At 66.4% G+C, this 24,901-nt stretch carries 24 protein-coding genes; 14 read left to right on the top strand and 10 right to left on the bottom strand.

The window, feature by feature from the left end; translation table 11 throughout:
• Positions 1-852, top strand: coding sequence for an LLM class F420-dependent oxidoreductase (locus G6N38_RS10500; RefSeq protein ID WP_163747474.1), 852 nt, complete (start codon positions 1-3; stop codon positions 850-852).
• Positions 853-856: 4 nt separating this feature from the next.
• The gene (locus G6N38_RS10495) at positions 857-1,657 is read left to right on the top strand and encodes an SDR family NAD(P)-dependent oxidoreductase (RefSeq protein WP_163747473.1); all 801 of its coding nucleotides are present in this window, start codon (positions 857-859) and stop codon (positions 1,655-1,657) included.
• On the opposite strand, the gene G6N38_RS10490 is transcribed toward G6N38_RS10495, so the two are convergent.
• Together G6N38_RS10490 and G6N38_RS10485 are read right to left on the bottom strand one after the other, a co-directional pair.
• Entirely contained in the window at positions 1,658-2,326 is a 669-nt protein-coding gene (locus G6N38_RS10490; protein WP_163747472.1) for a YoaK family protein, read from the bottom strand.
• On the bottom strand, positions 2,323-3,117 hold the full coding sequence (locus G6N38_RS10485) for an SDR family NAD(P)-dependent oxidoreductase (protein ID WP_163747471.1): 795 nt from the start codon (positions 3,115-3,117) through the stop codon (positions 2,323-2,325). The genes G6N38_RS10490 and G6N38_RS10485 overlap by 4 nt, the downstream gene beginning before the upstream one ends.
• A 73-nt stretch (positions 3,118-3,190) precedes the next feature.
• On the opposite strand from G6N38_RS10485, the gene G6N38_RS10480 reads away from it, so the two are divergent.
• Positions 3,191-4,015, top strand: a complete 825-nt coding sequence (locus G6N38_RS10480; RefSeq protein ID WP_163747470.1) for a mycofactocin-coupled SDR family oxidoreductase — start codon at positions 3,191-3,193, stop codon at positions 4,013-4,015.
• A 95-nt stretch (positions 4,016-4,110) separates the two neighbouring features.
• On the opposite strand, the gene G6N38_RS10475 is transcribed toward G6N38_RS10480, so the two are convergent.
• From G6N38_RS10475 to G6N38_RS10465, 3 genes are all read right to left on the bottom strand, one after another.
• Positions 4,111-5,778, bottom strand: coding sequence for an acyl-CoA synthetase (locus G6N38_RS10475; protein WP_163747469.1), 1,668 nt, complete (start codon positions 5,776-5,778; stop codon positions 4,111-4,113).
• Positions 5,779-5,874: 96 nt separating this feature from the next.
• Positions 5,875-7,017 (bottom strand): GDSL-type esterase/lipase family protein, encoded by a 1,143-nt coding sequence (locus G6N38_RS10470; protein WP_163747468.1) that lies wholly within the window; start codon positions 7,015-7,017, stop codon positions 5,875-5,877.
• 32 nt (positions 7,018-7,049) lie between these two features.
• Positions 7,050-8,627: an MFS transporter gene (locus G6N38_RS10465; RefSeq protein ID WP_163747467.1), complete on the bottom strand. Its 1,578-nt coding sequence runs from the start codon at positions 8,625-8,627 to the stop codon at positions 7,050-7,052.
• A gap of 66 nt (positions 8,628-8,693) precedes the next feature.
• On the opposite strand from G6N38_RS10465, the gene G6N38_RS10460 reads away from it, so the two are divergent.
• Together G6N38_RS10460 and G6N38_RS10455 are read left to right on the top strand one after the other, a co-directional pair.
• Positions 8,694-9,422 carry a TetR/AcrR family transcriptional regulator gene (locus G6N38_RS10460; RefSeq protein ID WP_246227854.1) on the top strand — a complete coding sequence of 243 codons (729 nt, stop codon included), beginning with the start codon at positions 8,694-8,696 and terminating at the stop codon, positions 9,420-9,422.
• A gap of 14 nt (positions 9,423-9,436) precedes the next feature.
• Positions 9,437-10,339 (top strand): LLM class F420-dependent oxidoreductase, encoded by a 903-nt coding sequence (locus G6N38_RS10455; RefSeq protein ID WP_163747465.1) that lies wholly within the window; start codon positions 9,437-9,439, stop codon positions 10,337-10,339.
• On the opposite strand, the gene G6N38_RS10450 is transcribed toward G6N38_RS10455, so the two are convergent.
• Together G6N38_RS10450 and G6N38_RS10445 are read right to left on the bottom strand one after the other, a co-directional pair.
• Entirely contained in the window at positions 10,336-11,577 is a 1,242-nt protein-coding gene (locus G6N38_RS10450) for an MCE family protein (protein ID WP_163747464.1), read from the bottom strand. The two genes, G6N38_RS10455 and G6N38_RS10450, sit on opposite strands and share 4 nt — an antisense overlap.
• 173 nt (positions 11,578-11,750) lie before the next feature.
• Complete coding sequence (locus G6N38_RS10445; protein ID WP_163751925.1) at positions 11,751-12,590, bottom strand: SGNH/GDSL hydrolase family protein; 840 nt, start codon at positions 12,588-12,590, stop codon at positions 11,751-11,753.
• Between the two features lie 40 nt (positions 12,591-12,630).
• Between G6N38_RS10445 and G6N38_RS10440 the strand changes: the two genes are divergently transcribed.
• Positions 12,631-13,251: a TetR/AcrR family transcriptional regulator gene (locus G6N38_RS10440; RefSeq protein ID WP_246227989.1), complete on the top strand. Its 621-nt coding sequence runs from the start codon at positions 12,631-12,633 to the stop codon at positions 13,249-13,251.
• 11 nt (positions 13,252-13,262) lie between these two features.
• Here G6N38_RS10440 and G6N38_RS10435 read toward each other — a convergent pair whose 3' ends face one another.
• The gene (locus G6N38_RS10435) at positions 13,263-13,487 is read right to left on the bottom strand and encodes a hypothetical protein (protein ID WP_163747463.1); all 225 of its coding nucleotides are present in this window, start codon (positions 13,485-13,487) and stop codon (positions 13,263-13,265) included.
• Between the two features lie 144 nt (positions 13,488-13,631).
• Here G6N38_RS10435 and G6N38_RS10430 point away from each other — a divergent pair, with 144 nt between their 5' ends.
• Both G6N38_RS10430 and G6N38_RS10425 read left to right on the top strand, forming a co-directional pair.
• Positions 13,632-15,002 carry a cytochrome P450 gene (locus tag G6N38_RS10430; protein WP_163747462.1) on the top strand — a complete coding sequence of 457 codons (1,371 nt, stop codon included), beginning with the start codon at positions 13,632-13,634 and terminating at the stop codon, positions 15,000-15,002.
• Positions 15,003-15,163: 161 nt separating this feature from the next.
• Positions 15,164-16,582 carry an MprF family protein gene (locus tag G6N38_RS10425; protein ID WP_163747461.1) on the top strand — a complete coding sequence of 473 codons (1,419 nt, stop codon included), beginning with the start codon at positions 15,164-15,166 and terminating at the stop codon, positions 16,580-16,582.
• 73 nt (positions 16,583-16,655) lie between these two features.
• Here the strand turns inward: G6N38_RS10425 and G6N38_RS10420 are convergent, their stop codons facing one another.
• On the bottom strand, positions 16,656-17,666 hold the full coding sequence (locus tag G6N38_RS10420) for a VWA domain-containing protein (protein ID WP_179968503.1): 1,011 nt from the start codon (positions 17,664-17,666) through the stop codon (positions 16,656-16,658).
• A gap of 89 nt (positions 17,667-17,755) precedes the next feature.
• On the opposite strand from G6N38_RS10420, the gene G6N38_RS10415 reads away from it, so the two are divergent.
• Together G6N38_RS10415 and G6N38_RS10410 are read left to right on the top strand one after the other, a co-directional pair.
• Positions 17,756-18,766: a VWA domain-containing protein gene (locus tag G6N38_RS10415; protein ID WP_163747460.1), complete on the top strand. Its 1,011-nt coding sequence runs from the start codon at positions 17,756-17,758 to the stop codon at positions 18,764-18,766.
• A gap of 32 nt (positions 18,767-18,798) precedes the next feature.
• Positions 18,799-19,044, top strand: coding sequence for a hypothetical protein (locus tag G6N38_RS10410; RefSeq protein ID WP_163747459.1), 246 nt, complete (start codon positions 18,799-18,801; stop codon positions 19,042-19,044).
• 1 nt (position 19,045) lies between these two features.
• On the opposite strand, the gene G6N38_RS10405 is transcribed toward G6N38_RS10410, so the two are convergent.
• Positions 19,046-19,846: a HugZ family pyridoxamine 5'-phosphate oxidase gene (locus tag G6N38_RS10405; RefSeq protein WP_163747458.1), complete on the bottom strand. Its 801-nt coding sequence runs from the start codon at positions 19,844-19,846 to the stop codon at positions 19,046-19,048.
• A gap of 263 nt (positions 19,847-20,109) precedes the next feature.
• Between G6N38_RS10405 and G6N38_RS10400 the strand changes: the two genes are divergently transcribed.
• The 4 genes from G6N38_RS10400 (at position 20,110) to G6N38_RS10385 (ending at position 24,891) form a co-directional block, all read left to right on the top strand.
• Entirely contained in the window at positions 20,110-20,577 is a 468-nt protein-coding gene (locus tag G6N38_RS10400) for a GreA/GreB family elongation factor (RefSeq protein ID WP_163747457.1), read from the top strand.
• 125 nt (positions 20,578-20,702) lie between these two features.
• The gene (locus tag G6N38_RS10395) at positions 20,703-21,689 is read left to right on the top strand and encodes an NADPH:quinone oxidoreductase family protein (protein ID WP_163747456.1); all 987 of its coding nucleotides are present in this window, start codon (positions 20,703-20,705) and stop codon (positions 21,687-21,689) included.
• A gap of 128 nt (positions 21,690-21,817) precedes the next feature.
• Complete coding sequence (treS, locus tag G6N38_RS10390) at positions 21,818-23,572, top strand: maltose alpha-D-glucosyltransferase (RefSeq protein ID WP_163747455.1); 1,755 nt, start codon at positions 21,818-21,820, stop codon at positions 23,570-23,572.
• Entirely contained in the window at positions 23,569-24,891 is a 1,323-nt protein-coding gene (locus G6N38_RS10385; protein WP_163747454.1) for a maltokinase N-terminal cap-like domain-containing protein, read from the top strand. Before treS ends, G6N38_RS10385 begins: the two co-directional genes overlap by 4 nt.
• Positions 24,892-24,901: the final 10 nt, after the last annotated feature.

The following is a 24,901-nucleotide window of genomic DNA, read 5'->3' as shown; positions in this document are numbered from 1 at the left end:
GTGAAGTTCGGGATTCCGCTGGGTGGCGTCCACCCCGGCCTCTGGCGTGATCTGACCGTGCGCGCCGAGGAGCTGGGGTACGACTCGGTCTGGCTGCCCGAGCACCTCGTGCTGCCGGCCGCGATGTCGGGCAGCCCGCATCACGGCGACAGCCATCCGCCCATCCCGTCCCAGACCCCGATGTACGACGCGATCGCTTACCTGTCGTACCTGGCTGGCCAGACCAGCACGATCCGGATGGGTACTTACGTCTACAACATCGGGCTGCGGCACCCGTTCGTCAGCGCGCGCGCCGCCACCACGCTGGACATCGTCTCGGGCGGCCGCTTCGACTTCGGTATCGGCGCGAGCTGGCTGCGTGAGGAGTGGGACGCCACCGGGCTGGACTTCAGCACCCGCGGCGCCCGTGTCGACGAGGCGCTGGAGGTGTGCCGGGCGCTGTGGACCGAGCCGACCATCTCCCATCACGGCCGCTTCTTCGACTTCGATGCCGTCGCGTTCGAGCCCAAGCCCGTCCAGCCGGGCGGCCCGCCGATCCACGTCGGCGGTGATGGCCGGCCCGCCCTGCGGCGCGTGGCACGTTTCGGGTCGGGCTGGATCCCGATGAACCACACCCTGGACCAGATCCCCGGGTCGGTGCAGACGCTGTCGGCGCTGTGGGCCGAACACGGCCGGACCGGCAAGCCCGAGATCACCACATCGGCCCCGGCTGATTCGCCCGGGGACGTCGCGCGGGCGGCTGATGCCGGCATCGACCGGATGATCGTCATGCCGTGGCGGCGTACCCGGGAAGCGCTCGACGGAATCGCCCGCTTCGCCGACGACATCCTCACACCGTCGCGGAGCGGTTAGCGCCGTGGCGATCGCGCCGTCGGACATCCTGCTGACCGACCGGGTGGCGGTCGTGACCGGTGGCGGGACCGGTATTGGACGTGGGATTGCCGCCGGGCTGACGCAATTCGGCGCGAAGGTCGCGATCTGGGAACGCGACGCGGACACCTGCGCGGCGATCGCAGTCGAGCTAGGCGTGCTCGGGATCGTCACCGACGTCCGTGACGCGCAGCAGGTCGACGCCGCGTTGAAGCGCACCCGCGACGAACTCGGGCCGGTGGACATCTTGGTCAATAACGCCGGCGGTGTGTTCGCCTCCCCGCTGCTGGACACCACCGAAAACGGTTGGGATGCCTTGTACAGGGCGAACCTTCGTCACGTGCTGCTGTGCACGCAGCGGGTCGCGCGCCAGCTGGTCGTCGACGGGCGACCCGGCAGTGTCATCTCGCTGACGTCGATCGAGGGCGTGCGCGCCGCACCCGGCTACGCGGCCTACTCCGCGGCCAAGGCCGGGGTGATCAACTACACCCGGACGGCGGCTTTTGAGCTGGCGACGCACAACATCAGGGTCAATGCGATCGCCCCCGACATCACGATCACCGAAGGCCTGCTCGCGCTGTCCCCGGACGGGATCCGCCAGGAGCTCAGCCAGGCCGTCCCCTTGGGACGCCTCGGCGATGTCGACGAAATTGCCTCAGTTGCAGTCTTTCTCGCTTCCGACATGGCGCGCAACATCACCGGGCAGACGCTGCACGTCGATGGTGGAACGCACGCCGCGTCGGGCTGGTATCACACCGACGACGGTGCCCGGTTCGGGCCGGGCTGATCAATCCGCGACCGGACGGTCCATGCCGAGCAGGCCCGCGGCGACGAGGACACAGAGCGCCGCGGCACCGATAGTCAGCGGCACGGACACCTGCACCAACAGCGCGCCGGCGGCCGCCCCGGCCAGCATCGTGGCGATCGACGCCACTCGCCGGATCGGCTTGGCGCCAGGTCCACCGGCGACGCGGCTGTCGGCGGCCAGGCCTGTCACCGTCAATGTCAGCACGGTGGTGGTCAGGTCGGCGACGGCCATCCGCCGCGCCGTGCTGTTCTGCAACCCGAACGCGAACGCCAGCACCGCGACGACAGCCGGGCGGCCCAGCGTGGCGATGCCCAGTGCCGCACCCGCCGCCGCGACGCCGCCGAGAAGGACTGCCTGAATCAGCAATACCGACGTCGGCCACACCCGTGACCCGGCAAGCCGGTGCCCGGCGGCACCGCCGAGAAGTGCACCGAACATGAACGCGGCCAGCGCGATCAGCGCCAGCGATGCCGACAGCCCGGAGCTGGGATTGGCCGCGAAGCCGAGGAACACGATATTGCCGGTCATGTTGGCGACGAACACGTGACCGAGGCCAAGGTAGGAAACCGCGTCGATCACCCCGGTGCCGGCGGTGAGACTCAGCAGCGCCGCGATGGTCAGCCGCGAGGTTGCCGGGCCGCCGCTCACGGCAGGATGGAGTCGACGTAGCCGCCGTCGACGCGCAGCGCACCACCGGTGGTGGCTGACGCCAGCGGTGAGCTGAGATACACCACCATGTTTGCGATCTCCTCTGGCTCGATGAGCCGTTGCAGCAGTGACTGGGGCCGGTGTTCAATCATGAACTGCCGCTGCGCCTGATCCCACGGCAGGGCCTTGTCGACGAGCTGATAGACAAAGTCCTCGACACCTGCGGTGTGGGTCGGCCCGGCGATGACGGAGTTGACAGTCACCCCGGATCCCGACGCAGCCTTGGCGAATCCGCGGGTTACCGCGAGCAACGCGGTCTTGGACATGCCGTAATGGATCATTTCCACCGGCGTCACCACAGCAGAGTCGCTGGCAATGTTGAGGACTCGCCCCCAGGACCGTTCGATCATGCCCGGCAGGTACGTACGGCTCAGCCGCGCCGCCGACAGCACGTTGACCTCGAAGAATCTGCGCCACGCCTCGTCGTCGATCTCGAGGGCGGGCACCGCCTCGAAGATCCCGACATTGTTCACCAGGATGTCGACACCGGGGAGTTGCGCCTGAACCGCCGCCACACCTTCGTCGGTCGTGACGTCGGCGGGCACCGAAACAAGGTTGGCGCCGTCGACGGTGGCCGCCAGGTGGTCAACCGCCCGCTGTACCGAGGTCGCGGAGCGTCCGTTGATCGCAACCCGTGCCCCTGAACTCGCCAAGCCCTTGGCGATCGCGAGACCGATGCCCTGGGTGGAGCCGGTCACCAATGCTGTTTTTCCGCTGAGGTTGATGTGCATAGCGTGTAGAAGCGGTATGGGAGGTTGCCGCATTCCTGACCATCCACGAAGCAGGCGAACGTATGGTGAGGCCGTGACCAACGAACGCCCTCTGGAGGGCAAAGTCGCCTATGTGACCGGCGGGGCCCGGGGGCAGGGCCGCGCGCATTGTGTCCGGCTGGCTCGCGCCGGAGCCGATATCGTCACCATCGATGCCTGCGGGCCGGTTGGCAAGCACATCGGCTACCAACCTTCGCAGCCCGAGGATCTCGCCGAGACCGTCCGCTTGGTCGAAGACGAGGGCGTCAAGATCAGTGCCGACCGGGTCGACGTGCGTGACCTCGACGGGCAGAAGCGGGTAATCGCCAGCGCCATCGAACAATTCGGCCGCCTAGACGTCGTCGTCGCCAATGCCGGGGTGATGAGCTGGGGTCGCGCCTGGGAGATCCCGGCCGAGCAGTGGCAGGAGGTCATCGACATCAACCTGACCGGGTTCTTCAACACCGTGCAGGCCACCGTCCCGGCGATGATCGAGGCCGGCAACGGCGGGTCGATCATCGCGATCAGTTCCTCGGCCGGAATCAAATCCGTTCCCGGCGCGGGTCACTACTGCGCCAGCAAGTTCGGCGTTGTGGGACTGGCGAATTCGCTCGCGCTGGAGTTGGGCGAGTTCGGCATCCGGGTGAACTCGGTGCACACTTACGGTGTCGACACCACGCTGGGTAACGACCTGTCGATGTACGGGATGTTCGAGAAGCACCCGCATTACGTCTACAGCTTCTCTCCGGGTGCGCTGCCCACCGAGTCGCTCATCGCGCCGAATCAGGTCAGCGAGGTGGTGCTGTTCCTGGCCAGCGATGCCTCGGCGCTGTTGACCGCCGCCCAGATCCCGGCGGACAAGGGCTATCTGAAGGTCTAACTGGTCTGGTCCCCGTCGAGCGTAACGCCACGGCGGGCCTTGGCCCCCCGAATTCCCGCCGTGACGTTACGTTCGCGGAATCAATCCACGGCAAATTAGCCTTGTGCGGCAAGGCTTTCGACGGCCAACTCCTTGGCCCAGCGGTAGTCGGCCTTGCCCGCGGGTGAGCGCAGCACCTTCTCGGTCCGGATGAAGGCCTTCGGCAGCTTGTACTGCGCGATGTGGGCGCGGCAGGCATCGGTGAGCTCATCGTCGGTGGCGCTGCAGCCCTCCGCCAACTGCACGATGGCCACCACCTCGCTGCCCCATCGTTCCGACGGCCGCCCGGCCACAACGACGTCGTACACCGCCGGATGGCTGGCGACCGCGCGCTCGACCTCTTCGGCGAAGATCTTCTCCCCACCGGAGTTGATGGTCACCGAATCGCGGCCCAGCAGCTCGATTTGGCCATCGGCAAGGAAGCGGGCCTTGTCGCCGGGCACCGACCAACGGACGCCGTTGATGGTGGGGAAGGTGCGTGCCGACTTCTCGGCGTCGCCCAGATAGCCCAGCGGCACGTATGCCCGCCGGGCCAGCCAGCCCTCGCCGTCGCCGGGTTGCAATACGGTGCGCAAGTCCGCCGAGATGATGGCGGTGTCGTGCTGGGGAGTGAAGGTGGCCGCCTTCTGCTCGACGCCCTTGGCCGCCATGGTGGTCATCTGCATCCCGGTCTCCGAAGCGCCGACCGCATCGAGCACCATCAGGTTGGGCAACGCGGCCAGTAGCCGCTCACGTACCGTCGGTGACAGCGGCGCTCCGCCGTTCGTGATGGTCAGCAAGCCGGACAGGTCGTACGTGCCGGTCTCGATCTCGTCGAGCAGTGGCCGGGCGATCGCGTCGCCGACGACCGGAATGCTCAGTACCCGTTCACGTTCGGCGAGTTTCATCACCGCAGGGGCGTTCATGCGATCGACGTCGTCGGGCAACACCATCCACCCGCCGGTGCTGAACATGTTGAAGGCGGCCCATTGCGCCGCGCCGTGCATCAGTGGCGGGATCATCAGGATCGACCGGAAGCCGGCGTTGGTACGGGCCTGCTCGGCGAGTTCCTCGTAGGACGCCAGCGACGTGTCGGACCCGAACGGGCGGCCGCCCATCGCGGACATGAAGATGTCGTGCTGACGCCACAGCACGCCCTTCGGCATGCCGGTAGTGCCGCCGGTGTAAAGGATGTAGAGGTCGTCGCCGCTCGGGGTGGGCATGCCGCCGGACGGAGCCGGGGTGGTGACGATCGACTCATAGTCCACCGCGCCGGGCAGCAGGTCGTTACCGGAGGAGTCGGCGACCTGGATCAGCACCTGCAGTTCGGGCAGCCGGTCGCGAATGGACGCGACATGCGGGGCGAACTCGGCGCCGTAGACGAGGGCCTTGGCGTGAGAGTCGGTGAGCAGATAGAGGAGTTCTTCCTCGACGTAGCGGTAGTTGACGTTGAACGGCGCCACTCGGGCCCGGTAGCCGGCGATCATGGCCTCCAGGTACTGGTTGCCATTGCGCAGGTACAACCCGAGGTGGTCCTGGCCGGACTGGTGCGGGGCCAGCTGATCGCGTTCGGTATGGCAGCCCAGTCCCCGGCTGGCGAGGTAGTGCGCGACGCCGTCGATGCGGGCGTCCAGCTGCGCATACGTCCAGCGACTGTCCCGCCAGATTAGCGCCTCACGATCCGGCAGGGTCTGGGCGACGGTACGGAACACCGACGAAAGGTCGAAGCTGACGTCGCTGCTCATTGGCGCTCCTCTGCGTGCCCAGACTCCAGAACGCGATCGAGTCTGCCACGGCGCCCGACTTCGCCTGTGGCGGAACATCACCTAGCGGGACCGCGGTCAGAGTGCGGAGAACGCGCGGTGGGCGAAGCGCTCGCCGATCACCTGGTGGGTGGCCGCGTCGGGGTGAAGGTTGTCGGGAAGCGGGTGTTCGGCACTGTCGTGCGGACCGTAGAGGTCGTGACCGTCGAGGTAGTCCAGGTGGGGGTCGTTGGCAGCGCGGTCCCGCACGATGTGGGCGAGGCGCTCCCGGATGACGGAAAGCGTCAACGTGCCTCGACCGATCTCAGCCGGGTCGCCGGTGGCCAGGAATCTGACCTGCCCCGCGGCGAGCGCAGCCGGATCGAAGGCACCCGGCCCCGGCGTGTGCTCGTGGATCGGGCAGTATAGCGGCCCCACCACGAGCAATGGCACTCCCGCGTGGCCGTCCCGGATGGTGTCCAAGAACCCGTGGACGGCGGGTTCGAAGGCCCGCAGCCGCATGACGTCGGCGTTGACCAGGTTGATCCCGATCTTGATGCTGATGACGTCGGCGGGAGTGTCCCGCATGGCGCGTGCGGTGAACGGGTCGAGCATGGCGCTGCCGGCCAGTCCGAGGTTGATCACCTCGACCCCGCCGAGCCTGGCCGCCACCGCCGGCCAGGTGGTGCTCGGGCTGGCGGCATTGGAACCCTGGCTGATCGAACTTCCGTGGTGCAGCCAGACCGGTCGGCGTCCGGTCGGTGACAGCGCGACGGGAGCGTCCGTGCGCAGCGCGACGACCTCGGTTCGCTCGTAGTGCGGCAACCAGATCTCGACGTCCTTCTCCTGTGCGTTCAACCCGGCGAACCGGACGGTCGCGGCCGAGCCTTGCTCGACGGTGGTGAGCCCGGAGGCCGGATCGACCAGCACGGTGTCTCCGCCACTCGTCGGCGCCTGGCGGGCGAGCGTGCCATTGATGAGCAGGTCGACCGTGCCGTCCGGGCGTTCAGGCACACCCGTCAGCACCGTCCGGGTTCGCAGCAGGTCCACCTCGACCACCGTCGAGCGAGTGCGGAATGCCAGACGAACGCCGGACGGTTGCGCTTCTGCGGCCGCCAGTTGGGAGTCGGCACACTGCTCGCGCGCGCGGTGTGGCAGTCGGTGTGCAAGCCAACCCCGTTCGGTCCGTTCCAGCTCGGCCAGTCCGCGGAAGAGGCCGGCCGCAATGGGCTGGGTGATCACGGCGAAACGATGAGGCTCGGCATCTCCCGAATCTATCGAGCCGCGGCCACAGCTCCGCCGCCCCGGACAAATAGCGCCAGCACCGCGCCGACGGCCGCGGCGGCGGCCCCAACCCACATCGACAGCTGCAGGCCGGCCATGAACGCCTCGTGACTACCGCCGGCGATCGCGGCCGTCAGCTGGGGTGGCGCACCGGGGATTGACGGAGCCAACCCTTTCGAGACCAATTCCTTTGCCGGGGACAACTTTTCGGCTACCGGGGCCGGGGTGCCCGCGGCGGTCAGCTTGTCGACCAGGGTCGAGCCGACCTTGCTGGACAGCACCGAGCCGAGGATCGTCGTGCCCAGCACGGCGCCCAGCTGAACGGACGTGCTCTGGATACCCCCGGCCACTCCGGCGTCGTCGACCGGCGCGTTGCCGACGATGGCGTCCGAGCTCGCGGTCAGCACCAGGCCGACGCCGGTGCCCAGCAGTGCGAAGGCCGGCCAGATCGCGCCGTAGCCGGAATCGGCCTGCAGTCCGCTGAGGAGTGCCAGGCCGCCGGCGACACCGAGCAGGCCGGCCACCATCGCCGGTCGCGGGCCGAACCGCTCGGTGATGACACCGGACAGCGGGGCCATGACCATCATCGCCGCGCTGAGGGGCAGAGTCCGGACGCCGGTTTCCACCGGGCTCCAGCCCTGCAGGTTCTGCAGGTACAGCGTCATGAAGAACAGTGCACCGAAGAGTGCGAAGAAGTTGATGGTGACCACGGCGGCGCCGATCGACAGCGACGGGTTGGCGAACAACCGCAGCGGCAGCATCGGGTCGCTGGTGTGCCGTTCGACGATGACGAAGGCGCCCATCAGAACCACCCCACCGATCAGGAAGGCCACGGTCTGCGGATCCAGCCAGCCCCACTCCGGGGCCTTGATCAGTCCGTACACCAGCAAGAACAGACTGCCGGACAGGGTCAGGATGCCGGCCACATCCAGTCGCGCCTTCTCGTCGCTGCGGCTTTCGACGATCGCGGCAGCACCGATGACCACGGCGACCACCGCGATCGGCACATTGATGTAGAAGACCGATTCCCAGTTGAAGTGCTCGACCAGGACGCCACCCAAGACAGGTCCGGCAGCCACCGACACCCCGGTCGCGGCGCCCCAGATCCCGATGGCGGTGTTGAGCTTCTCTTGCGGGAATGCCTTGCGAATGATCGCCAGCGTGCTGGGCATCAGCAGCGCGCCGAACACGCCCTGCAACGCGCGCATGGCGATCACTCCGGCGACCGTGCCGATGACGCCGATCCCGACGGAGGTCACCGCGAACCCGACCACGCCGATCAGGAAGACCAGGCGTCGGCCGAACATGTCGCCGAGTTTGCCGCCGAAAATCAACAGCGACGCCAGGCTGAGCAGGTAGGCGTCGGTGATCCACTGCAGGTCCGACAACGACGCGTTGAGGTCGGTGGCGATGCGGGGGTTGGCGATGGCCACGACTGATGCGTCCAGCCCAACCATGATGACGCCGACTGACACGGCGGCGAGAATCCACCACGGATTCCCGCGTACGCCCTGCGTGGGTCGCGCGTGACGCGCGTGCGCAGGGTGCTGAACTGTGGTGATAGCCACGGTTCCACTCCTTTCGATAAGTGGAGGAATGCCACCACTTGTTGCTCACAACCCTAGCCGTAACTGGTGGCAACCCTCCACTTCGGCGAGTATTCTGAAGCGGTGATTCCAGGCGCACAACGGGGTGTGGAGCGATCCAGGCCACTGCGGGCCGACGCTGAACGCAACCGGGAGCGGATCGTGACCGCTGCCGCTCGCCTGTTTGCTGAACAAGGCCTGTCAGTCCCCTTGGAGGATGTGGCGCGCAGCGCAGGCGTCGGGGTGGCGACCTTGTACCGGCGCTTTCCCACCCGCACCGATCTGGCGATTGCGGCGTTCGAGCGCAACATGACCTCCTATGAGGACGCCGTCGGGAAGGCCATGAACAATCCGGTGGCCTGGGACGGCTTTCGTGACCTCGTCTACGACGTATGCGCCCTGCAGGCATCCGACCCGGGCTTGCGGGCCCTGCTCACCACCGCGTTTCCGGCCAGCTCGGTGATCGAACAGCGCGCCGCCGAAGCCGTGGACAAGCTCGCCCAGGTCATCGCCCGCGCGCAGCAGGACGGGATGCTGCGCCCGGATATCGGTGTCGGCGACATCGTGGTGATGCTGTTGGCCAACACCGGAGTTCTCGAAGCCACCCGCGAGCACGCGCCCGATGCCTGGCGCCGATTCGCCGCATTGATGGTCGACGCGTTTCGGGTCGGTCCGCACGACGCGCTGCCGCCACCCACCCCCGCCGAGGAGCTCCGCAGTTCGATAGCCATGCTGACGGGTGACACATTGCGCATCGAATCTCTTGCTGACGACTGAACCAGGAGTGGCCCGTGACTGATCGCCCGACCGTCGACTTCCCGTCCCGCATCGGCGTGTGGTGGGCCAGCGAGAGCTGGCCGATGCCCGCGGCCGTCGAGGTTGCCCAGGAAATCGAAGCACTCGGCTACGGTTCGCTGTTCATCCCCGAGGTCGGCCTCAAGGACGCCATGGTGCAGTCGGCGGTATTTCTGGCCGGGACGCAGCGACTGGTGCTGGGCACGGGCATCGCGAACATCCACGCTCGGTTGGCGACGATCGCGGAAGGCGGCGGCCGCAGCCTGAACGCCACCTACCCGGGGCGGTTCATTCTCGGTCTCGGCGTCAGCCACGGTCCGCTGGTGGAGAACATGCTCGGCGGCACCTACGAGAAGCCGCTGGCCACCATGCGGGGCTACCTGGACCGGATGGCTGGGCTACCGGAGTTCGTCGAGCCGGGCTCGGGACGGCCGACCCGGCTGCTCGCAGCGCTGGGCCCCAAGATGATCGAGCTGTCGGGCACCCACGCCGACGGTGCGCACCCCTATCTGGTGCTGCCCGAACAGACCGCCACCACCAGGGAGATCCTGGGGCCGGACAAATGGGTGGTGTCCGAGCAGGCCGTCGTCGTGGGTGAGAGCGCCGAGGAGCAACTGCGCCGGGCGCACCTGCACCTCGAGGTCTATTCGGGCCTGCCGAACTACCGCAATTCCTGGCTTCGGCAGGGCTTCGAGGAATCGGATCTGGTGCGCGGTGGCTCGGACCGGCTGGCCGGCCGCATCGTCGGGCAGGGCTCCGTGGAACAGGCCGCGGCGTCGGTGACCGCTCACCTCGATGCCGGTGCCGACCACGTGGTGGTGCAGGTGCTCGGCGACGGAGATCCGGCCTGGGACCCGCGTCCGGCGCTGCGCGAACTCGCCGCGGTGCTGAACCTTTAGGGGTTGATGGTGTTCTCGCCGACCTGACGTCCCCAGACGTACTCGGTGAGGATCGGCTGGCCGAGCTCGAAGTGGTTGTACGGGGCCAAGGATGCGCCATAGTCGGCGACCAGGAATGGTGCCGGCCAGAAGTCGTGGGTGACCGGCTGCCAGCAGCCGGGCGCTCCGCCGGGGCCACCCTTGGCGTTCACCCGCGGCAGGTTGTCGGGATAGACGTACGGATTGGGGGCGCCGGTCAGACCGATGTGGAAATCGATCGAGTAGCCATTGCCCCCGGCACTGTCCTTGGCGTTCGATGTCGCGTAGTTGCGGATTGTGCAGAGGATTTCGGGGCTGTAGGTGTCCAGCAGTTTGGCGGTGGGGATGAGGTCGGCCTGGCCGCGTACGAAGTAGGGGCCGCCGCGTTCGAAGATGTCGGCGCCGGTGTTGCCGAAGCCGGTGGAGGCCAGCAGCGCGGCGTCGAGGTCCTTCTGTTGCCCGTTGAGGGTGCGGGCGGTGGTGACCGCGTGGTCGAGGAAGTCCCACAGGTCGGGGCTGGCCTTGGTGTAGACATCGGCCAGCTTGGACAGCTGCTGAATGTTGGTGCGGATCTGCGGCATCTGCGGGTTGATGTCATCGAGGACGGCATTGCCGTTGACGATCGACTGCCCGAACTTGGTGCCCAACCCGCCCAGCGCTTCGGCAGCCGCCGACAGAGTCAGGTTCAGTTTGACCGGATCGACCTTCTCCGAGATCGACGTGAGCGTCTCGAACAACGTGTTGAACTCGGTCGTCACGTGTGAAACGTCGATCACGTCCTTGCTGGAAATACGCTGCTTGGTCGGATCGGGCGGGCTGCGGAAGGACACGTACTTGTTGCCGAACACAGTGCTCGCCTGGACCTCCGCGATGGCGTTGGCCGGGATCAACGCGATGTATTTCGGGTCGACGTCCAACGACAGCTTGGCCTTGGTGACGCCGTCGCGTTCGACGGGGTTGACGCCGGTGACTCGGCCTATCTGCACCCCGTTGTAGGTGACCTTTGACCCGGTGTCCATCACCAGGCCGGATCGCTGCGAGATCAGCGTCAATTGGGTCATGGGCGTGAAATCGCCGCGGAACTGCATGAGGACGACCACCACGACCACGGCGAACAGGGCAATCGTCACGGTGAACGCAGTCTTGAGCGGTGGCGAGTACTGCCAGTGCCGGACTCGGGACTGGAACCACCCGGGCGGTGCGCCGTTGCGGTCAGTCATCAGGTCCGCGCCTACCAATCACGGTTTCCCCCCACCGTTCAACTGCGGCTCGCCGTTCGTTCGTGTTGCCACTATCCCATGCAGGTCGGGGCCGTCGGCGTTTTCAGACCAATCGATATCAGTGATGAGTCCGCAGTCCCGAAGCGGGTGTGAGCTGCGTCACATCAGGCCGATTAGGCGGTCTGGTGGTCCACCCGCACGCGCTCGGAAACCGGTTGCAGCTCACCATATTTCGGAACCCTGCCGTCTCCGGATGACCGGCCGCGCGCGTGGCGCCACACCCAGGGAATCAGCAGACCGCGGGTCCACTGCGCTTGTGCGTACATCCGTTCCCAGAAGCTGTCCTGGATCTCTTCACCGCTGGGTTGCGCCCAATCATGGTTGCTGCCCGGAAGTTTCAGTGCTTCGGCGGCGGCCTCGGCAAACAGGATGTGACCCCTTGTCGACGCGTGCATGCGGTCGTGGCTCCAGATCGACGGCTCGTTCATCGATTCGGCGTGGTAAAGATCGACCAATCCGAAACCGTGCCGATCGGCCGCATCCCTGATGATGTCGTTGACCTGCTGAATTCGTGAACCGATCAGCCGGCCCACCGGCAGCATCCTGGCGACGTCGGGGAACAGTGTCGTCACCACGGTCGCTCCGGAATCGGAGAGCTGCTGATAGACGTCGTCGAGATCGGCCATCGCGGCGGTGAACGTCCTGCCCGGTCTGGTCACGTCATTCATGCCCACGCAGACGGTGACCAGGTCGGGTTCCATCGCCAGTGCCTGTGGCAGTTGGTCATTGAGAACGTCGATCACGCGCTTACCCCGAATGGCGAGGTTGGCGTACATCAACCCGGGATAGCGGGTGTCCAGTAGGGCCGCGAGCCGGTCGGCGAATCCGATCACACCACTGGTGTCATCGCCGTCCCACAGGCCCTCGGTTTGGCTGTCGCCGATCGCGACGTACCGGGAGAAACCAATGTCCGACACGATCTTCCACTTTAGTGCCAGGCACGCCAGTACCATCGGCATGCGGAGGGGAAGGCAGGGTGTACAAACGGTGAAGTTGGTGGAATCGGCGAAATCCGCAGCACCGCTTTCGGACCGTCTTCCGTCGAACCCGCGTCAGCGGCTCGTCGACGCCCTGGCCGCCTCGATCACCGACATCGGCTACTCGGCCACCACGGTTGCCGAAATCGTCCGCCGCGCGCGAACCTCCCGGCGCACGTTCTACGAGTACTTCACCGATCGCGAAGCGTGTCTGGTCGCGCTGCTCGCCGACACCAATCGTCGTGCCGTCGGCACGATCTCGGCGGCCGTCGACCCGGCGTTGCCGTGGGAGGTGCAGATCAGGCAGGCGGTGCAGGCATGGGTCGCCAATGCCGAGTCACGGCCAGCGGTGATGCTGAGCTGGATCCGTGACTTGCCCGCGCTTGGCATGGCGGCCCGCGAGTTGCAGCGCGAGGTCACGGAATCGTTCATCACGATGGTCCAGACTCTGTCCGACACCGAGGAATTGCGCGCCGCCGGTATCCCGACGGTGTCCCGGCAACGGGCGCTCATGCTGATCGGGGGCCTGAGAGAACTGACGGCGGTCACCGTCGAGAGCGGTGGCCGGATGAGCGACGTCACCGACGAGGCGGTCGATGCCGCCATCGCACTGCTCGGACCACCCCGCGGCGGTTGAGTCGCGTGCGGCTACTTCTTCAGCCAGGTACGGACTTTGGCCAGGTCGCGGGTGTAGGTCTCGTACATTTCGTTGTCGAAGAACGACGCACCGCTGATCTTGTCGGCGCCCTGCCAGATCACCCTGACCCGGTAGCGGTCGCGGAGGTAGACATCGACGCGATCGCTTTCCCGGCGGTGCCAGCCCTTTTCCTCGCCGGCCTCCGCAAGGGCCTGCCGCTCGTCGGTGCCAGACATCAGTGACTACTCCTCTTGGCCGTCGTATGAGGCCCCGACGACCAACAGTACTGCGACGACCCCGCCAGACCCACGTTGTGTCGTTCGGTACATCGGCGTACCGTGTCCGGTACGGTCACGTACCGAAGTGGAGGGATGAGGACGATGGCGCAGGTGACGAGTGATCCGATTCGACTGCCCCCCGGTCCGCACACCCCAAGATGGATCCAGGGGCTGCAGTTCGTCAGCTCCCGGCGGGCGGCAGTCGGCGATCTCACGCGGCGCTACGGTTCGGCGGTCACCCTGAACCTGCCGATCTTCGGCAAGGCCGTGCTGATCAGCGAGCCGTCTCTGGTCAAGGACCTGTTCACCACCGGCGGCGACTTGGTGGGCCGGGCGACAAACCTGGGTGAGGTGCTCGGTCCGGGCTCCACCTTCAGCCTGGACGGCGACGAACACCGCGAGCGGCGCAAACTGCTGGTCCCGCCGTTTCACGGCAAGCGGATGCAGGGCTATGAAGCCATCGTCGAAGAGGAGGTGATGCGCGAGATCGCGGGCTGGCCCGACGGGGTCGAGTTCGAGACGTTGCCGTCGATGATGCACATCACGCTCAACGCGATCCTGCGTGCGGTATTCGGCGCCGAGGGCGCGGCGTTCGATGAGCTGCGCGAAGCGCTGCCCAAGGCGGTGGTGGTCGGCTCCCGCCTGGCCATTCTGCCCAAGCTATTCCGTCGGGATTATGGCCCGCGCAGCCCGGGCGGCGCGATGCGGCGCTACCGGCGCCGCTACGACGAGATCTTCGACTCGCTGATCGCCGACGCCCGCAACGACCCGGCATTCGAAGAGCGCGCTGATGTGCTCTCGCTGATGCTGCGGGCACGCTACGAAGACGGATCCGCGATCTCGGATCGCCATGTCGCCGACGAACTGCTGACTCTGCTGACCGCCGGCCACGAGACCACGGCGACCACTCTGGCCTGGCTGGTCGAGCGCATGCGCCGGCACCCGCGCCTGTTGGACCGGCTGACCGAGGAAGTCGACGCCGGCGGCTCCGAACTGCAACAGGCGACGATCTGGGAAGTGCAGCGGACGCGGCCCGTCATCGACGGCACCTCCCGGCTGACTCTGCAGCGCATGCGGTTGGGCGAGTGGGTGATCCCGGAGAAGTGTGTCGTGATCGTCAGCATCGCCGCGGCCCACGCTAACCGTGACCGGTTCGAGAACCCATCGGCATTCGACCCAGACCGATTTGTCGGCAGCCCACCGGACAACTACACCTGGATTCCCTTCGGCGGCGGCATCCGCCGGTGCATAGGGGCCGCGTTCGCCAATATGGAGATGCGCGTGACCCTGCGAACATTGCTGCGCGAATTCACTTTTGAGCCAACCAGTGCGCCGGGTGAGGCCTATCACTCACGCGGGATCGCCAACGCCCCTGGCGACGGCGGACTTGCGGTCGTGCAGCGGCGCTCGGGTGTCTGCAGGCCGAACGGTGTGGCAAACGCCGCAGTGGCCGGGTCGCAGGCCAACTCGTGACCATCGGCTTCCCTTGGAGAGGCCAAAGGCCCTGTTTGCTGCACCACTAGGGCTGATCGGATGGGTGGGCGATCTCGCGAAGCCGTTTCCGGATGCAGGAGGGCCCGTACCAAGGAAGGGGTAGTGGTGGAACCCCATACTGCGGTGCGCGCAACATCAGAATGGTGAAGTCCGTTGTGCGCCAGCGGGTGCTGGTCGATATCGAATCCCGCCGGGCGCGCCGCTTCGCCGCCATTACGGTGATCGCCGGCTTCTCCTGGCTGGTGTTCCTCCTGGCAGACGGCCGGCGCGGTAATCATCACCATCTCGTCAGCCGATCGGAATGGCTGATCACTTTGACGTTGGTGGTCATGCTGATTGCCCGTGGGATCTACCTCGGGCGACCGGTCTCCGCGCGCCACTCGATGGCAGCGATGGCACTGTTGGTCAGTGGCCTGGGCCTGCATCTGATGTCGTTTCGGCTGCTAGGAGATTCCCTCCTTGTTGCCGGGGGTGCCGCGTTGGTGTGGCCGATAGGATCACGGCCGGATCCTGAGCTTCTTCCGCAGGTGTGGAAGCTCATCGGTAAGACACGCGGAGATCCATTGGCACCCTTCGCAATGCACTCGCAGAAGAGCCACCATTTCAGTTCAGACGGCACCGCTGCGGTGGCCTATCGCGCCCGGCTGGGTTTCGCGGTGGTCAGCGGTGACCCGGTTGGACGGCACACCGCGTTCGCAGATTTGGTCGTCGATTTCGCCGCGATGTGTCAAAGCCGAGGCTGGCGCATCATGGTGCTGGGATGCGGGGAGAATCGACTTGCGTTGTGGCGCGACGCCAGGATTCTCGGCCAGGCGCTTACGGCGATCCCGTTCGGGCGCGACGTCGTCGTGGAGGTCCAGCGGTTCGACATGGTGGGACGGCGTTATCGCAATTTGCGACAGGCTGTTTCGCGTACCCACAACCGCGGTATGACGACGGAACTGGTAGCCGAACGGGAGTTGGATGCTGCGGTGGCTGCCGAACTGGCAGAGGTGCTCTACGCCTCGCACCGCGGCGCCCGCTGGGAGCGGGGGTTCTCGATGATCCTGGACGCCGCTTTGGAGGGCCGATACCCCGGCGTTCTGTTGATGATCGGGCGTGAACGAACGGGAAGGATCCAAGGCTTCCAACGCTACCTGGTGGCCGGCGGCGGAAGCGATGTGTCCCTCGACGTCTCCTGGCGCCGGCCCGGCTCGCCAAACGGCATCGATGAGCGATTGACCGTCGACATGATCGAGTGGTGCAAGGGCCAAGGAACTCAAAGGCTTTCGCTGGCCTTCGCTGCTTTTCCCGAGCTGTTCGATGAGCGGCAGCGGACGTCGCTCGAGGACTTCTATTACCGGGTGATCTCTTTGGGAAGCCTGCTGATCCGACTCGAGGCCCTCTACCGCTACCTGGGTAAATTCCATGCGCTAGGACGACGGCGGTATGTGCTCGTATCGCTACGCCATATTCCTTCGGCGCTTGTCGTCCTGCTCACCCTCGAGTTCTTGCCGCGCCGGCGCAGGCTGGCCGGGAATCCGACCGTTCAGCGAAGGCAAACGCTGCACAACACCTAGGAATGTGCTGTGAATTCGATGGGTGGAGCGATCATCCAGGCGGAAGGGCAGGCCTTCGGCTGTCAGGCATGCGTCACGCGGGCAGTCGGCGATTCACCAGGATCCCCGCGCCGATGGACAACGCCAGCGCCAGCCCGCCCAGTGCCACCCAGCCTGAACTGGCATCACCGCGCACCACCTGGTAGCCGATCTGCTGGTCCAGGGTTGAATACGCCCGGTTCAGTTCACCGAGGCTCTCCGCGCGGAAGGCTTGGCCGCCGCTGAGATCGGCGATCGTGGCCAGCGATGCGTCGTCGGTGGGAACGGGGATCTGCTGACCGTCGACTTCGACGACCCCGTTTGGAGTGCCGAACGAGATCGTCGAGATCGGCACGCCCTGTTCCTTGGCCGCGCGGGCGGCGGTGAAGGCACCGCGCGGGGCGTCCAGGTCGGGCGGCACCGTCTCCTTACCGTCAGACTCCAGCACGATGCGGGCGGGCGGTGGTCCGTCACCGCCGCCCATCACCGCGCCAGTGGTGGCAATCGCCTGTAGCGCAGTGAAAATACCTTCGCCGGTGGCGGTGCGCGGCTCGGGCACCAGCTTGTCGATTGCCTGCTTGACCTGGTCACGGTCGATCGTCGGGGCAACCAATAACGTTGCGCCGGAGGAGAACTTCACCAGGCCCAGATTGATGCCCGGCGTGAGCAGGTCGGCGAAACGCTTACCCGCCTCGCGGGCGGCCTCGATCCGGCTGGGCGCCACGTCGGTTGCCGACATCGACTCCGAGACATCGATCACCAGCATGACGACGGCGCGATTGCGGGGGATGCGCACGTCGTGGGTCGGGCCGGCCATCGCGGTGGTCAACAAGGCCAATGCCGCCACCAACAACGCCGCCGGCAGGTGTCGCCACCGCCGGGGCTTCTGTCCGGCGGCGACCTGCTCCAGCAGCGCCATGTTCGCGAAGCGCAACACCCGCCGGGCCCGCACCCGTTGAATGAGCACGTAGACCACGACGGCGACGCCGATGATCAACAGATACAAGAACAACCACGGGGTTGCGAAGCCAGAAAGGGACAGCGAATTCACAGCCTGTGCAACCACCTCTCAACTTCCGCCGGTACAAAGGACACGTTAGCCACGATTTCTGATGACTAGCCGAGAGTAGTGACGATAGGAGTAGGTCGAGCGTGATGACGTTGCCCGGCATCGGGTCGTTGACTCTGGCCGGACTGGCGCATCCGGGCCTGCTGCTGCTGGCGCTGGTGCCCGTCGCGCTGGTCGCGCTGTACGCCGCCGTGCAGATTCAACGGCGCCGACGCCTGCGCCAGTTCGGCGATCCCGCGGCAATGGTCCGCCTCACGCCGAAGCGTCCACATCGCCTGCGGCACTTGCCCATTGTGCTGGCCATGGTCGCCCTGCTGTTCCTGGTCTTCTCGTTGGCCGGCCCCACCCATCAGGCGCGCATCCCCCGCAACCGGGCCGTCGTGATGCTGGTCATCGATGTCTCACAGTCCATGCAGGCCAAAGACGTTCCCCCGACCCGACTGCGGGCGGCGCAGGACGCGGCGAAGACCTTCGCGCAACAGCTGACACCGGGCGTGAATCTGGGCTTGGTGTCCTTCGGCGGCAACGTGAACCTGCTCGTCTCGCCAACGCCGGATCACGGTGCCACCGTCACCGCACTGGACAAACTGCAGCCGGACAACCAGACCGCCACCGGGGAGGCCCTCTTCACCGCACTGGAGTCCATCCAGACCGTCTCGACGGTGCTCAGCGCCGGCGATGCGACCCCACCGCCGGCCCGCATCGTGTTGCTGTCCGACGGCGGCGAGAACAAGCCGGCCAACCCCGACAATCCGCGGGGAGCCTTCACCGCCGCCCGGGCCGCCAAGGACCAAGGCGTGCCGATCTCCACCATCACCTTCGGCACCCAGGGCGGGGTCGTCAAGTTGAAAGACGACACCATCCCGGTGCCCTCTGACGACAGGCAGATGAAGCAGATCGCGCAACTGTCCGGCGGCCAGAGCTACAAGGCCACCAACGTCGATGAGCTCAACAAAAGCTACGACTCGGTGCTGCAGCAGGTCGGCTATCAGACGGTGAGCGCCCCGGCCGGCACCGGATGGCTGCGCCTGGCTGTCCTGATTGCCACGATTGCGGTGTTCCTGGGTCTGGCAGTGAACCGAAGCCTGCCCGCATGATGAGTACAGACATCACTAGAGGAGGCACCTTAATGATCACTGCCGACGACGTTCGCCGACTGCTCGACAGCCCGACGGATGCGGTAATGGTCCTCGTCGAGGGCCGCATCGAGATTCTCGACCCATCAGCATTGGGTGCCAAACAGTACCGCGGCGCGCTACAGGTCGTCACTCGCGAAGAACTGATCGAGCAGGCCGGTGCCGAGCAGCTGTCCGATCGTGAACTGCTGGAGCAGGCTGCCGCCCTCGATATGGCCGTCGCTGAACTCGGCGGCTAGCTCACCCGCGCCGGGCGCGCGCGACCAGATCGACTGACGCCGAGCGTAATTCGTCCGCCGACGACAGCGGTGCACCGAACCCGACCCGGGTGTACCCCATGCCCCGCGGAGTCTCCACGCGAAGGTCCAGCCCGTACCGGTCGATGCCGGTGCACACCGCGACGGTCGTGTCGGGATAGCCGCCGAGCGCCCGCGCCATCTCCACCAGGGAGTCGGCGTGGTCGGCGTTGAGATGTACCAGCGCCCCGGCGGCGTTCGGGCGAACCGGGTCCGGCGCGGCCGCGGCGTAGTCGGCCGCGGTCGCCGAATCCATCCGGCCGTAACCGCCCACCCAGCGCACCCGCTGAACTCGCAGCACCCACAACGTGAAGTCGGAGTAGTCGATGTAGTACTTGGCGGCCGCGACGGCCGCCAAGTGCGCCTGTCGCGCCGCCAGTAGTTCGTCTCCGCTCGGGCGCTCGGCGACACCGGCCAGCGTGATCCGCCCACTGGCGAGTGGATCGGAGTCGCTGGTGGGCGCAACGATGGCCAGGCTGGCGCGAGGATCACCGAGCAGGTTGCGGCCGTGTTCGGCCATGTTGGAGACGCACAGCACTGGCGCGCCGCCGACTAGCCCGTAGGTGACGAACGAGGCCCATGGATCGCCGGTGGCGGTCAGGGAGGCCAGCGTCGCGGTGTTGGTCGACTCGGCGATGCTGCGCGCCTCCTCGGCCGCCGAGGGGCGGGTCGCGTCGGCGATATCGGTGAGCGGCGGCGGAACCGAGGGCGCATCGCCTGGGTCGCCATGATCGCGGGTTACCACGTCAGGACCCTACCGCGGCGGTGCTGCCGCGACATCGTGGTGCACCTGCTCGGAGCCGCAGTGCCGATTCCGACAGACCGGCCATCGCCGCCTCGGCTATCAGCGCTCAGTAATCTCTTGCCGCGCAGCTTGATCGAGCCTCGATTGGGGGTCGCACGGGACGGACCGGCCAGTTGGGCGATCCGCGCACGGCGCGGCATCGAAATCGGCGGTTGCGGACAAGACAGCATCTGGAAGGCAACCCCGCGGGTACCTTGTCGAGCATGGGTCAGGACACGAATTTCACCGGTGAGGAAAGCGATCGGATCGAAGAGGAGCTCGCCGAGCTACGCACTCGTCGTGATCAACTTCGCGCCGAACTGCAGGGCGACGCCGAGACCGTCGGGGACCGTGGGGATGCTGCCGACGCGCTGCAGCGTTCCGAGGATCTGGCCGGTATCGACGAGCAGATCAACCGGCTGACCTGGCTGCTGGCCGGGGGAAATGCGGACACCCCGGGCCAAGTGCCCAACGGTACGAAGGTCACCTTGCGGTTCCCCGGCGACGAGCCGATCCAGATGCGGATCGTCCACTTCCTGGAGGAAACGCCGGCCGGCGAAGAGGACACCACGTTGACCTCCGACAGTCCACTGGGCTTGGCGTTGGTCGGGCGGCAGGCCGGCGAGACCGTCACCTACACCACGCCGCGCGGCGAACTGCAGGTCGAGCTGCTCGCCATTGAGTCTCCGTAGGCCTGGCTCCGTTGAGAGGGCGCTGAGAGCGACGATTCGGTCAAAGCTCCGCTCCCAGAGCGTTCTCAAAATCCCTGTGCCGGCGTCGTGAAACACTGACGTTCCGAACGAGCGATAGAGGTGCGATGCGGGCGATAAGGGTGACCGAGCTGGCCGGTCCGGAGTCGGTGCAGTTGGTCGAGATCGACGAACCGTCGGGTGAGGGCACGATCTTGGTCGACGTCCACGCCGCGGGCGTGGCCTTCCCCGACGCCCTGCTGACCCGCGGGCTCTACCAGTACAAGCCGGAGCTGCCGTTCACCCTCGGCGCCGAGATCGCCGGTGTGGTGCGCTCGGCGCCCGATGGCGCCCCGGTCAAGGCTGGTGACCGGGTCCTCGGCCTGACGATGATTACCGGCGCGATGGCCGAGACGGTGGCGCTAACCCCCGACCGGGTGTTCCCGCTGCCCGACAACGTCAGCTTCGAGGCGGGCGCCGGGCTGCTGTTCAACGACCTGACCGTGTATTTCGCGCTGAAAGTGCGCGCGCGGTTAGCCGCCGGGGAGACGGTGCTGGTGCACGGCGCGGCCGGCGGTATCGGCACCTCCACCCTGCGGCTCGCCCCGGCGCTGGGCGCCAGCCGAGTGATCGCGGTGGTCAGCACCGAGGACAAGGCGGACATCGCCAGGGCGGCCGGCGCCACCGACGTCGTGCTGGCGGACGGATTCAAGGACGCGGTCGCCGAGCTGACCGGCGGCTTGGGCGTCGACATCGTGATGGACCCGGTCGGCGGCGACCGTTTCACCGACTCACTGCGCTCGCTGGCCCCGGCCGGCCGCCTGCTGGTGGTCGGGTTCACCGGTGGTGAGATCCCCACTGTCAAGGTCAACCGGCTGCTGCTGAACAACATCGACGTCGTCGGGGTGGGCTGGGGTGCCTGGACGATGAGCCACCCGGGCGCGCTGAGTCAGCAGTGGGACGGGCTGGCCGAATTGCTGATCTCCGGCAAGCTCGCAGCCCCGCAGCCCGAGGTGTATCCGCTGGAGGAGGCCGCCGCAGCGGTCGCCTCGCTGGAGAATCGCACCGCCAAGGGCAAGGTCGTCGTCCGCGTCCGCGAGGCAGGGGCGGGATAGATCTGTTCTGCTCCAGGCGTTTTCGAATCCCGGTTGCCGCCGGTCCGGGCGAGCACTACAACGGTGGGCGACGACAACGACGTCGCGGAGACGATTCGGCTCGGCCAGTGTGGGGTAGTGAGACCTAGATGGAGTTGACCAACGATCCGGCAGAGGGCAGCCATGTAGAAGGTGGCGTCGTCGAGCACCCCACCGCTGAGGACTTCGGGCAGGCGCGAGCCCTGCCCGCCGACCGCACCTGGTTCAAGAGCGCGGTCTTCTACGAAGTGCTGGTGCGGGCGTTCTACGACTCCAATTCCGACGGGATTGGCGATCTGCGTGGCCTGATCGAACGACTCGACTACCTGCAGTGGCTTGGCGTCGACTGCCTGTGGCTGCCGCCGTTCTACGACTCGCCGCTGCGCGACGGCGGCTACGACATTCGCGACTTCTACAAGGTGCTGCCGGAATTCGGCACCGTCGACGACTTCGTGTCCCTGCTCGACGCCGCCCACCGGCGCGGTATCCGGATCATCACCGACCTGGTGATGAACCACACCTCTGACTCGCATCCGTGGTTCCAGGAGTCGCGTCGCGACCCGGACGGCCCCTACGGGGACTTCTACGTATGGAGCGACACCAGCCAGCGCTACACCGACGCGCGGATCATCTTCATCGACACCGAGGAGTCGAACTGGACGTTCGACCCGGTGCGCAAGCAGTTCTACTGGCACCGGTTCTTCTCCCACCAGCCCGACCTGAATTACGACAACCCAGCCGTCCAGGAAGCGATGATCGACGTCCTGCGGTTCTGGCTGGACATCGGGATCGACGGCTTCCGCCTCGACGCGGTGCCGTACCTGTTCGAACGCGAGGGCACCAACTGCGAAAACCTGCCCGAGACGCATGCGTTCCTCAAGCACTGCCGCAAGGTCATCGACGACGAGTTCCCGGGCCGGATCCTGCTGGCCGAAGCCAACCAGTGGCCGGCAGATGTCGTCGACTACTTCGGTGACCCAAACACCGGCGGCGACGAGTGCCATATGGCGTTCCACTTCCCGCTGATGCCGCGCATCTTCATGGCGGTCCGCCGCGAATCTCGCTTTCCGATCTCGGAAATCCTGGCCCAGACACCGGAAATCCCCGAGATGGCGCAGTGGGGCATCTTCTTGCGTAACCACGACGAGTTGACGCTCGAGATGGTCACCGACGAAGAACGTGACTACATGTACGCGGAGTACGCCAAGGACCCGCGGATGAAGGCCAACGTGGGTATCCGCCGGCGGCTGGCGCCCCTGCTGGAGAACGACCGCAACCAGATGCAGTTGTTCACCGCGTTGCTGTTGTCGCTGCCTGGTTCGCCAGTGCTGTACTACGGCGACGAAATCGGGATGGGCGACATCATCTGGCTGGGTGACCGCGACGGCGTCCGCACCCCGATGCAGTGGACCCCGGATCGCAACGCCGGATTCTCGACCGCCAACCCGGGCCGGCTGTACCTGCCGCCGAACCAGGATCCGATCTACGGCTACCAGTCGGTGAACGTCGAAGCCCAGCGCGACAGTTCGACCTCCCTGCTGAACTGGACTCGCACCATGCTGGCGGTGCGCCGCCGTTACGACGCGTTCGCCACCGGAACTTTTCGGGAACTGAGCGGCTCCAACCCGTCGGTGCTGACGTATGTGCGGGAGATCGACGACGGTGACACGGTGTTGTGTGTGAATAATCTGTCCCGCTTCCCGCAACCGATCGAGTTGAATCTGCAGCATTGGAACTCGTTCACGCCGGTGGAGCTGACCGGGCACGTACCGTTTCCGCGGATCGGCCAGCTGCCCTATCTGCTGACGCTGCCGGGGCACGGGTTCTACTGGTTCAGGTTGAGTCCGTCGGAGGCCACGCAATGAGCTCACCGGTGAACTTGCCCTGGACGCAGTGGCTGCCCGCCCAGCGGTGGTACGCCGGTCGTAGCCGGACGCTGTCCTCAGTGCAGGTCGCCGAGGTCGTGTCGCTACGGCCCGAGCTGGACCTGATGCTGCTCGACGTCGCCTACACTGACGACTCTGCCGAGCGTTATCAGGTTGTGGTCCAATGGGATTCGGCACCAGTATCGGAATACGGCACCATCGCCACCATCGGTTCCGACAACGATCACACGGGTTACGACGGTCTCTATGATCAGTCGTCGGCGCAGTTCCTGCTGTCGCTGATCGACTCGGAGGCCAGGATCGGAGACATCGTCTTCACCAAGGAACCCGGCGTGGCCCTGCCACTGGATGCCGCGCCGCGGGTCTCGGACGCCGAGCAGAGCAACACCAGTGTGGTGTTCGACGACCAGGCGATCTTCAAGCTGTTCCGCCGGGTTTCCGTCGGGATCAACCCCGATATCGAACTCAATCGGGTGCTGGGCCGGGCCGGGAACCCCCATGTGGCAAGGCTTCTCGGGTCGTTCGAGGCGAGTGACAACGGCCTGCCTTGTCCGCTGGGCATGGTGACGGCCTATGCCGCGAACTCCGCCGAGGGCTGGAAGATGGCTACCGCGAGCACCCGCGACCTGTATGCCGAGGGTGACCTGTATGCCTACGAGGTCGGCGGTGACTTCGCCGGGGAGGCATACCGATTGGGCGAGGCGGTGGCGTCGGTGCACGCCACGCTGGCCCAGGAGTTGGGTACCTCGACGGCGGTCCTACCGGTCGACGTGATGCGCGAGCGACTGGCGAGCGCCGCTGCGGCGGTGCCCGATCTCGCGGAGTATTTGCCTGCCATCGAGGAGCGCTACGCGAAGGTGACCGACGAGCAGATCACCGTGCAGCGCGTGCACGGCGATCTTCACCTCGGCCAGGCGCTGCGCACCCCGGAGGGCTGGCTGTTGATCGACTTCGAAGGGGAGCCGGGTCAGCCGCTGGACGAGCGCCGCAAGCCGGACTCGGTGTTGCGTGACATCGCCGGCATGCTGCGTTCGTTCGAATATGCGGCCTATCAACAGCTGATCGGTCAGTCCGAGGACCGGCAACTGGCCGCCCGCGCCAAGGAATGGGTGGATCGCAACTGCACCTCGTTCTGCGACGGCTATGCCGCCGAGTCCGAGACCGACCCGCGCAATAGTGCCACCCTGCTCGCGGCTTACGAGTTGGACAAAGCGGTGTACGAGGCTGCCTACGAGGCGCGGCACCGGCCTAGCTGGCTACACATCCCGATGCGGTCGATCGCCCGCCTGGTGGGGTAGTCCGGCGCCA

Source organism: Mycolicibacterium helvum, assembly GCF_010731895.1.
GTDB lineage: Bacteria > Actinomycetota > Actinomycetes > Mycobacteriales > Mycobacteriaceae > Mycobacterium > Mycobacterium helvum.
This window is presented reverse-complemented; position numbering and strand designations above follow the sequence as displayed.